Source organism: Acinetobacter sp. NRRL B-65365 (genome assembly GCF_001605865.1).
Taxonomy (GTDB): Bacteria; Pseudomonadota; Gammaproteobacteria; order Pseudomonadales; family Moraxellaceae; genus Acinetobacter; species Acinetobacter vivianii.
Genome location: NZ_LRPD01000046.1, coordinates 50,582 through 60,702 on the forward strand (window position 1 = coordinate 50,582; position 10,121 = coordinate 60,702).

At 40.9% G+C, this 10,121-nt stretch carries 9 protein-coding genes and 1 pseudogene; 7 read left to right on the plus strand and 3 right to left on the minus strand.

What is annotated here, in order from left to right; translation table 11 throughout:
- The first annotated feature begins 3 nt into the window (after window positions 1-3).
- From eat to AWW72_RS15725, 4 genes are all read left to right on the plus strand, one after another.
- Complete coding sequence (gene eat / locus AWW72_RS15710; protein WP_062847943.1) at window positions 4-1,434, plus strand: ethanolamine permease; 1,431 nt, start codon at window positions 4-6, stop codon at window positions 1,432-1,434.
- A gap of 23 nt (window positions 1,435-1,457) precedes the next feature.
- A complete protein-coding gene (locus tag AWW72_RS15715) occupies window positions 1,458-2,843 on the plus strand; it encodes an ethanolamine ammonia-lyase subunit EutB (RefSeq protein ID WP_062847944.1) in 1,386 nt (461 codons plus the stop codon).
- A 9-nt stretch (window positions 2,844-2,852) separates the two neighbouring features.
- Complete coding sequence (gene eutC / locus AWW72_RS15720) at window positions 2,853-3,665, plus strand: ethanolamine ammonia-lyase subunit EutC (protein ID WP_062847945.1); 813 nt, start codon at window positions 2,853-2,855, stop codon at window positions 3,663-3,665.
- 118 nt (window positions 3,666-3,783) lie between these two features.
- Complete coding sequence (locus AWW72_RS15725; protein ID WP_062847946.1) at window positions 3,784-4,497, plus strand: glutamine amidotransferase; 714 nt, start codon at window positions 3,784-3,786, stop codon at window positions 4,495-4,497.
- A gap of 473 nt (window positions 4,498-4,970) precedes the next feature.
- On the opposite strand, the gene AWW72_RS15730 is transcribed toward AWW72_RS15725, so the two are convergent.
- A complete protein-coding gene (locus tag AWW72_RS15730) occupies window positions 4,971-6,698 on the minus strand; it encodes a glutamine--tRNA ligase/YqeY domain fusion protein (protein ID WP_062847947.1) in 1,728 nt (575 codons plus the stop codon).
- Between the two features lie 168 nt (window positions 6,699-6,866).
- Between AWW72_RS15730 and AWW72_RS15735 the strand changes: the two genes are divergently transcribed.
- The 3 genes from AWW72_RS15735 to nfsB all read left to right on the plus strand — a co-directional run bounded on the left by AWW72_RS15735 (window position 6,867) and on the right by nfsB (window position 9,013).
- A complete protein-coding gene (locus tag AWW72_RS15735) occupies window positions 6,867-7,376 on the plus strand; it encodes a peptidylprolyl isomerase (protein ID WP_004771615.1) in 510 nt (169 codons plus the stop codon).
- A 21-nt stretch (window positions 7,377-7,397) separates the two neighbouring features.
- Entirely contained in the window at window positions 7,398-8,114 is a 717-nt protein-coding gene (locus AWW72_RS15740) for a UDP-2,3-diacylglucosamine diphosphatase (RefSeq protein WP_062847948.1), read from the plus strand.
- Between the two features lie 245 nt (window positions 8,115-8,359).
- Entirely contained in the window at window positions 8,360-9,013 is a 654-nt protein-coding gene (nfsB, locus tag AWW72_RS15745) for an oxygen-insensitive NAD(P)H nitroreductase (RefSeq protein ID WP_062847949.1), read from the plus strand.
- A 34-nt stretch (window positions 9,014-9,047) separates the two neighbouring features.
- Here the strand turns inward: nfsB and AWW72_RS15750 are convergent, their stop codons facing one another.
- Window positions 9,048-9,905, minus strand: a complete 858-nt coding sequence (locus AWW72_RS15750) for an EamA family transporter (RefSeq protein WP_062847950.1) — start codon at window positions 9,903-9,905, stop codon at window positions 9,048-9,050.
- 81 nt (window positions 9,906-9,986) lie between these two features.
- Window positions 9,987-10,121 (minus strand): annotated as a pseudogene (locus AWW72_RS15755) (RNA chaperone Hfq); the annotation flags it as partial.

Consider the following 10,121-nt stretch of genomic DNA (forward strand, 5'->3'; position numbering starts at 1 on the left):
TGTATGAACAATCAAGAACCCATTTCTGCATTGTCAGCATCCCCAACCTCTTCTGAGGATTATTTTGCCCAAAGACAGCTCAAGCAAGGTGCAGTTGGCTGGTTATTACTCATCGGGCTGGGTGTGGCCTATGTAATTTCTGGCGATTTTGCAGGCTGGAATTTCGGTATCGCTCAAGGTGGCTGGGGCGGTATGTTTGTCGCGACCACGATTGTCGCCTTTATGTATTTATGTTTATGCCTTTCCATGTCGGAAATGGCGACGATGTTGCCAACAGCAGGTGGCGGCTATAGTTTTGCACGTACGGCATTTGGCCCTCTGGGTGGCTATTTAACAGGTACGGCAATTTTGATCGAATATGCAATTGCTCCTGCCGCAATCGCCACCTTTATTGGTGCTTATTGTGAATCACTATTTGGCATCGGTGGCTGGCAGGTCTATTTGGGATGCTATCTCATTTTTATGGGTATTCACCTTAAAGGTGCTGGAGAAGCACTTAAAATTATCTTTGGTATTACACTGGTTGCAGCCATTGCACTGGCTGTTTTTATTGTTGCCATGTTTCCGCATTTTAGTCTACAGAACCTGTTTGATATTCCCGCTGGACAACAACGCGGCGCCAGTGCTTTTCTACCGCACGGGTATCTCGGAATTTGGGCTGCTGTTCCCTATGCAATCTGGTTTTTTCTAGCTGTTGAGGGTGTCCCTCTTGCTGCCGAAGAGGCCAAAGATCCAGCCAAATCACTACCTCGCGGATTGATCGGTTCCATGTTGATTTTAACAGCCTTTGCCATGCTGATTTTATTCTTGGGTGTAGGAGCTGCTGGTGCAAGTTCATTGCAACATTCTGGCGCACCACTGGTCGATGCCTTAGTAAAAGTTTACGGTCAAGGCACATGGCTCGCCAACTTTGTAAATTTTGTGGGACTTGCAGGACTGGTCGCCAGCTTCTTCTCGATTATCTATGCCTATTCAAGACAGATCTTTGCCTTATCCCGTGCTGGTTATTTGCCAACTTCACTCTCACTCACCAATCAGAATAAAGCCCCTTATTTGGCCATTATTATTCCAGGCATTATCGGTTTCTTACTGTCTTTAACTAAGGAAGGTGATTTACTGATTTTAATTGCTGTATTTGGAGCAACCATTTCCTATGTATTGATGATGCTTTCACATATCAAATTACGTCTATCCCGCCCAATTATGCATCGTCCTTATAAAACGCCTGGTGGCATTTTCACTTCAAGCATTGCTTTGATACTTGCTGCAATCGCTGTGATTGCTGGCTTTCTGGTCAACCCTAAAGTCTGGTGCATAGCCGCAGCAATCTATGCACTATTTATTGGCTATTTCATGTTTTACAGTCGTCATCATTTGATACAAGGCACCCCAGAGGAAGAATTTGCTCATCTTAAAGCCGATGAACAGAAATAAATCATCAGATTAAGGAGAATCTAATGCGCTATCGTCAAATCGTGGCTCAACAACAATACAATTTTGCCGACTTGAAAACCTTAATGGCTAAAGCCACCCCTTTACGTTCTGGTGATCAGTTGGCGGGTGTTGCAGCACAAGATGCCACTGAACGCGTCGCTGCACAAATGACACTTGCGGAAGTACCACTCAAGAATTTTTTAAATGAAACGGTCGTGGACTATGAAACGGATGAGATTACCCGACTGATTATGGATGAACACCGGTCAGATCTCTTTGCACCTGTTGCACATTTTACTGTAGGTGATTTCAGGAACTGGCTCTTAAGTGAAGATGCAACGACAGAAAAACTGCAACAGCTTGCTACTGGTTTAACACCTGAAATGGTCGCTGCTGTCAGTAAAATCATGCGCAATCAGGATTTGATTTATGTTGCCAGTAAATGTGAGGTGATTACCCAGTTTCGCAATACCATTGGTTTAAAAGGTCATTTATCCACCCGCCTGCAACCCAATCATCCAACAGATGATGTACTCGGTATTTCTGCCAGTATTCTGGATGGATTAATGTATGGCAACGGTGATGCTGTCATCGGTATTAATCCAGCAACAGACAACCTGCATAACTTATCTGAACTGCTCAAACTCATCGATCATGTTATTCAGGAATATCAAATTCCTACCCAGTCTTGCGTCCTGACTCATATCAGTTCAGGTATTCAACTGGCAGAAAGAAATGTCCCGATTGACCTGATGTTTCAATCCATTGCTGGTACACAAAAAGCCAATGAAGGCTTTGGTATTTCTCTAGCCATGTTGCAAGAAGGCTATGAAGCCACGTTGGCTTTAAATCGAGGCAGCATTGGAAATAACGTGATGTACTTTGAAACAGGCCAAGGCAGTGCCCTGTCTAGCAATGCACATCATGGTGTTGATCAGCAGACTATCGAGACACGTGCTTACGCCGTTGCACGTAAATATAATCCTTTGCTGGTGAATACTGTCGTCGGCTTTATTGGTCCCGAATATCTTTACGATGGCAAACAGATTATTCGTGCAGGCTTAGAAGATCATTTTTGTGGAAAATTACTTGGCGTTCCGATGGGTTGTGATATTTGCTATACCAACCATGCCGATGCTGATCAAAATGATATGGATGTGCTGTTAACCTTATTTGGAACAGCAGGCATTAATTTTATTATGGGAATTCCAGGTTCAGACGATGTCATGTTGAATTATCAAACCACCTCTTTTCATGATGCGCTTTATCTGCGTCAACTACTTGGACTAAAACCTGCACCTGAATTTTCACACTGGTTAGAACAACAAGGGATCCTACGACAACAGCAGCATCATATTCATTGGGCAGAGCAAGTGCCTGCTCAATTTTCCAAACTGTTTATGCACTAAGGAAGGCACATGAAACTTTCTAAAGATATTCAATATCCTGCTCAGGCTCATCAAGATCAGTGGGAAACGCTAAAACAGTTTACTGATGCCCGCATTGCGATTGGACGTGCGGGATGCAGTATTCCGACTCGTGCATTGCTCGATTTTCAATTGAGCCATGCTCAAGCAAAAGATGCAGTTTTCCAGTCCTTAAATGTCGAATTGCTGGCTGAGCAGCTACAACAACTGAGCTTAAATCCAATCCATGTAAAAAGTCAGGCTGAGCATAAAGAGCTTTATTTAAAGCGGCCTGATTTAGGTCGTCTACTCTGTAGTCACTCTATTGAACAACTTCAGAAAATTAAAACAGATCAACAGCACTATGATGTCTGTATCGTGATTGGCGATGGTCTATCGGCCCGCGCCATTGAAGAAAATGCTCTCCCTTTTATTCAGGCACTTATTCAGCCCTTTGCAGAGCAACAATGGTCTGTAGCACCTATTGCAATCGCTACAGGGAGTCGGGTTGCCTTGGGAGATAAAATTGCTGAGATTTTTAAAGCACGCATGCTCATTATGCTGATCGGAGAACGTCCTGGACTGAGCTCTCCTGACAGTATGGGACTTTATTACACATGGGAAGCCCATAGTGATTGTCTGGACTCACAACGTAACTGTATTTCAAATATTCGTCCTGCAGGTTTAAGTATTCCTATCGCAACCCAACGCTTATTGGCGTTAATGCATAACTCGAAACAATTGGGTCGTTCTGGTGTTGATCTCAAAGATGAGCATGTTATCCCTGTATTAGAAGAGTCTCAAAACCGTAAGCTACTATTTTAAAATGATTTTTAAACAACAACGCGCTCTTCTTTATTCAACTTAGGTCAGGATTAAGACATTGACTGTATAAATGCTTTAAGATGCGGTATTTTCCTATATCAATCATGGGTACGCGATAATGACAAAGTCCACCTTTATGAAAACAGTCAATGTTATTCAACACCTTGCTTTTGAAGATCTGGGTTCTTTAGAAGATGTTTTTTATCAGCTCGGTTTTCGCGTACGTTATTTTGAAGCTGGTGTCGATGATCTGAGTCCCGCCCTGAATTATGAAGGACTCACAGTGATATTAGGTGGGCCTATTGGCGTATATGAAACAGAGGACTATCCATTTCTCGTAGATGAAATTGCTGGACTTAAACAACGCCTTAAAGCCAATAAACCAACCATCGGCATTTGTTTAGGTGCACAATTGATTGCACATGCATTAGGTGCAAAAGTCTATGCAGGACACCAAAAGGAAATTGGCTGGAGTCAGTTAGAGATTAAAGCGGTTGAAAATAATCCATTAGCAGCCCTCGAAAATGTAGAGGTTTTACACTGGCACGGCGATACTTTTGATTTGCCAAGCAATGCCACCTTACTTGCCAGTTCAGCCATTTACCCAAATCAGGCCTTTTCTATAGGAAACAATATTCTTGCCTTACAGTTCCATCTTGAAATCACTGAACAAAGCTTTGAGAAATGGTTAATTGGTCATACCTGTGAAATACGTCATGCAGGGCTGTCGATTCCGCAGTTAAGAGCAGATAATTTAGCTTATGCAACGCAACTGGAGAGTCAGACTGCAAAAGTCATCCAGCATTTCCTTGCGCATTTAGAGCAAGAATAATTTTCAAAGGCTTAAAAGAAATCCTCATTTCCAGTGCTTTAATTATTTAAAGCACTTCTTGCTACGCCTAAAAATAAGACAATATGAATGAGAACACATAAAAAATACACTTTAGGTAGCAAAGGAATACGCTTTAGGACAAATACTGTCATCCAATCACTGAAATATTGAAAGAAAATCTAATTCATTCTACTGTTCAAAGAATGTGCAGCACATTGCAAAGTGATTAATAATATTTTTGTGATTGAGAAAAATGGTTATTTTAAAATTTATCAAAAGTTTTCATACGCTGAATACGTATTTAGTTCTGTCTGCTCTTGTACTGATGGTTCTCTTAATCTATTTCTATCAAATCAATCCGCTTTAATTGGAAATTATGAAAATTCCATCATAAGAGAATCATCGTCTATGATTTTCTAATTGTATTTTTATTTAAAGAAAAAGGGCCTAATAAATATTAGGCCCTTTTCGTATTACTTCTTATCTGCTTTAAAGCTATCTTTCAGATCAAGGATACGGTTAAACACAGGTTTTTCCGCTTGATGATCATACTGATCCGCAACAAAATAACCTTCACGTTCAAACTGGAAACGATCTTCAGGTTTTGCTTGAGCCAAAGCAGGTTCAATCACCGCTTGAACGATTTTTAATGATTCTGGATTCAGATGTGCAAGGAAATCATCATCTGCATCAGGCGCAGCTTCATTAAATAAACGGTCATAGATACGAACTTCCGCAGGTAGACCCTTGCTCGCCGATACCCAATGCACCACCCCTTTCACTTTACGCCCTTCAGGATTCTTACCTAAAGTTTCAGGATCAATTGAACATTTAAGCTCAATCACTTCACCATTAGCATCTTTAATCACTTCATCGCATTTGATGACATAAGCATGGCGTAAACGCACTTCACCATCAGGAATCAGACGTTTAAAGCCTTTAGGTGGCACTTCTTCGAAATCTTTACGATCAATATAAAGCTCACGTGTTAAAGGAATAATACGCTCGCCCATATCAACGTTTGGATGACGTGCATGAGTTAAATCTAATTCTTCTGGTAAGTTGGTGAGCGTGACTTTAAGTGGATTTAATACTGCCATGCCACGTGCTGCTGCATTTTCCAATGACTGACGTATACAGAATTCAAGCATAGCCACATCGACAATACCATCAGTCTTTGAAACGCCAACACGCTTACAGAAATCGCGTAAACCTTCAGGTGTAAAACCACGTCGACGCATACCGACTACGGTTGGCATACGTGGATCATCCCACCCCTGTACATAGTTGCCTTCAACCAATTTACGCAATTTACGTTTAGAGGTAATCGTATAGTCAACATTTAAACGTGAAGACTCATACTGACGTGGTACTGCTTGCGAGTGAACTTTCTCTACAATCCAGTCATAGAAAGGACGGTGATCCTGAAATTCTAAGGTACAGAGTGAATGGGTAATGCCCTCAATCGCATCTGACAATGGATGAGCATAGTCATACATTGGGTACATTTTCCATTTATCACCAGTTTGGTGATGCTCTGAATGCAATACACGATAAAGAATCGGATCACGCATATGGACATTTGGGCTAGCCATATCAATTTTGGCACGTAGAACAGCACCGCCTTCCTGAATTTCACCATTACGCATTTGTTCAAAGCGTGCTAGGTTCTCGGCAACCGTTGCATCACGGTATGGAGAGTTTTTACCAGGTTCAACGAAATTACCGCGGTTCAGCTTAATTTCTTCTGGGGTTTGCAAATCAACATACGCATCACCTTGTTCAATCAACTGAACTGCCCATGCATAAAGTTGATCAAAATAACCCGATGCATAACGCGGCTCACCATTCCAGTTAAAGCCTAACCATTTTACGTCGTTGGCAATACCATCAACATATTCTTGTTCTTCAGCATCCGGGTTGGTATCGTCAAAACGTAAATTACATAAACCATCGAATTCTTCGGCAATACCAAAGTTCAAACAAATCGCTTTAACATGACCAATATGCAAGTAACCATTTGGCTCAGGCGGGAAACGTGTGACAACTTTTTGGGTACGACCTTCTTTTAAATCATCAGTAATGACTTGGCGAACAAAATCTAAGCCTGCCTGTTGTTCTTGCTGCGCAGCATCGACAGAGGCTTGAGTATTCGGCGTCGGGGTCTTTGGCAGTTCTGAAACAACATCATTTGGCTTCATAGGGTGTAAATCACTTCTTACAGTTAAAAAATAGGAAATAAAAACGCAATCTTTACTTTTTCTGAAAGATTTTAACGTTTTTTACTTGCCTTGTAGTTTACAGTTTGCTTATGCTTCTCTCAACCAAAAACCCATGGTCAATTTGCCCATGTTTAGGAGATTAATGTAATGAGTTTTCCTCAAGTCGAATTAAATACCAACAAAGGTCGTATTGTTCTTGAGCTTAACGCTGAAAAAGCACCAAAAACGGTTGCAAATTTCTTAGAATATGTACGTGACGGTTTCTATGACGGCGTAATTTTCCACCGTGTGATTGATGGTTTTATGATCCAGGGCGGTGGCATGGACGAAAACTTCAAAGAGAAAGCAACTCGTGATTCAATCGAAAACGAAGCTGACAACGGCTTAAGCAACGATGAAGGCACAATTGCAATGGCGCGTACTCAAGCTCCGCACTCTGCTTCTGCTCAATTCTTCATTAACGTTAAAAACAACTCTTTCTTAAACCATACTGGTAAAACAGCTCAAGGCTGGGGTTATGCAGTATTTGGTAAAGTTGTTGAAGGTCTTGACGTTGTAAATGCAATTAAAGGCGTTCGTACAGGTAACCGTGGTTACCACGCAGACGTTCCTTTAGAGAATGTTGTGATTGAATCTGCTAAAATTATTTCTGAATAATTTTATCCAGCAGGATTCTTTGTGACTTATCTGTTTATTTCAGATTTACACTTGTCACCTGATCACCCTCGACTCGTTCGAGGGTTTTTGGCTTTATTAGATGAATACAAGAATAGAAATACTCAGCTCTATATTTTAGGTGACTGGTTTAATGCCTGGATTGGTGATGATTATACTGCACCATGGCTAGATGAAATTATCACTGCCCTACAATCCTTTTCTGCCGCAGGTAATCAGATTTACTTCCAAGTGGGAAATCGTGATTTTGCCTTAGGTCAAAAGTTTTTAGATCAATTCAACGGTACTCTACTACCCGATGTTTTTGCGATTGAAATTGGTCAAAAGAAATTTCGACTGGAACATGGCGATGCCTTATGTACAGACGATGTGGCTTACCAACGTTTCCGCAAAGTGATTCGTAATCCTGTGCTATTGGGGCTAATAAAACGAACACCGCTCAGTTTTAGACAAAAACTTGCCAATGGTTTTCGTAAAAAAAGTAGTGCAACCAAACAACTGAAAAGCTATGACATCATGGATGTGAATGCTCAAGCAGTAGAATCCGTGATTGAACACGTTGATTATTTAATTCATGGTCATACTCATCGCCCTGAAATCCATCAGCTGCAAAATAAGCAGCGTATTGTATTAGGCGACTGGCGCGAAGATTCTGCATGGATATTAGAGCTGAATGAGCAAGAAAATTATCAATTAGATTTTAAACAGTGGACTTACTAAATAAATTAGCTGAATTCCCTTAATATCCCTTCAGTATCCCCATCCTTTTTCCAAAGCTTAAATTATTTAGCTTGTTCTTCACTCAACCTTCTGTCGATTAATTCCTTGCACTACATCAGCGCTTTAGCCGTTTTACTTAGCTCAAGCACATACGACTTAAATCTATATAGAAATCACATTTAGCTACTTTCAGCGGCAGTTAGATCAAGTAAAATAAATTAAATTTTTAATTGAGTGAATGACGGATGGATACCTTAGCTACAGCAAAAACACGTTATGCAACCAAAGCTTATGATGCAGAGAAAAAAATTCCAAAAGAACAATTTGAAAAGCTTCTAGAAATTTTACGTTTCAGTCCTTCTTCTGTGAATATCCAGCCGTGGCATTTTCTGATTGCTGAGACAGATGAAGCCAAACAACGTATTGCATCAGGCTTGACGGGCAACTATGTATATAACGCAGCTAAAGTGCTTCATTCTTCGCATACTTTAATCTTTTGTACGCGTACCGATATCTCGGCTGAGTATTTAGAACAGTTATTACAACAAGATGATCTCAGTGGCCGTTTTAAAGATGAGACTGCAAAACAAGGACAACGCGCCACACGCGAAGGCTATGTCGAGTTTTATCGTAATGAACTCAAAAATCTTTCAGCATGGATGGAAAATCAGACCTATCTGGCATTAGGACAACTCCTCTTTGCTGCTGGTCTGGAAGGAATTGACGCAACACCAATGGAAGGCTTTGACCGTGACACCATCAATCAGGAATTCGGATTAACTGAAAAAGGTCTAAAAGCCTCGGTCATCGTGGCCTTAGGATATCGCAGTGAAAATGATTTTAATGCCAAACTGCCTAAATCACGTCTCCCTGATGACGTGATTTTCACACGTTTATAAGCATTCAAAAAAGGGAGTATTAATTACTCCCTTTTTACATCATGGCTTTTGCCAGACAAAGTACCGCAACAATACCACTGACCAGACCAATCCACGTATAAGCCTGCAAGCGCTCTTTAAAGAAAATCACACCGCTCAACACACCGAGTACCACCACCAGAATATTCATACCCGCAAAAACAATTGCAGGCGTTTCCTTGAACATCATATGTGCTTTTACATATAAAGCGATATTGGCGAAATTCAGTACGCCGAGTACTAAACCCGTAAAAATATTTTTAGGTTGCCAATTGGGTTGTGTAATCGCGATATAAGCAATTGAAAGTATAAAAGCACCTATAAAAGCGAGATTGAGCGTAACAGCGGATTGTAATCCCAAACTACTGCTATATTTAAGCAGAACATCAATTGCAGCATAACCCGCCCAAACACTAAATAGAAATAAGGAGGACTTTAAGTTTAATCCTTTGCTGGCTTTCTCGGTTGCCTGTCCAATAATAATCGCTAAAATTGCGATGATTCCTAACCCCACACCGAGCAATTTGATCTGGCTGAACTGTTCCCCAAAAATAAAATAAGCCGCCAGCAAGGACAAAATCACTGCTAGGCGCTGTGCAATTTCAGTTTTAAGAATCCCGGCGAACTGTAAAGATTTTGCCAGACACAGAAAAATACTCGGCAATAAAATGGCAAGGATTAAAATCAACCACCAAGGGGTGTGATTGAAAGAAATATGGGTAATATCGGTCTTGAACCAGTAAAAACATAAAATGCTTGCACTCAAATAATTCCATGCAATCATTTGAAAAACATCAAATCCCTTTGCTTTCAGATACTTCAATACAATCGAGACGAGAACACTACAACATGCCGCAGCAACAATCATTTCCATAATATTTATTCTAGCTTTTTAAAACACAAAAAAATGCCAGTCGATTAAAAGACTGGCATTTTCTTAAAGATCATCGATCAATTAACGATTATTTTCGTCTTCTTGACCATCTTCAAATTTAGTTTCGCCATCGAAGCCACCTTGATGACCGCCACCGAAGCCGCCTTGACCACCGAAGCCGCCTTGACCGCCGAAGCCACCTTGACCACCGAAGCC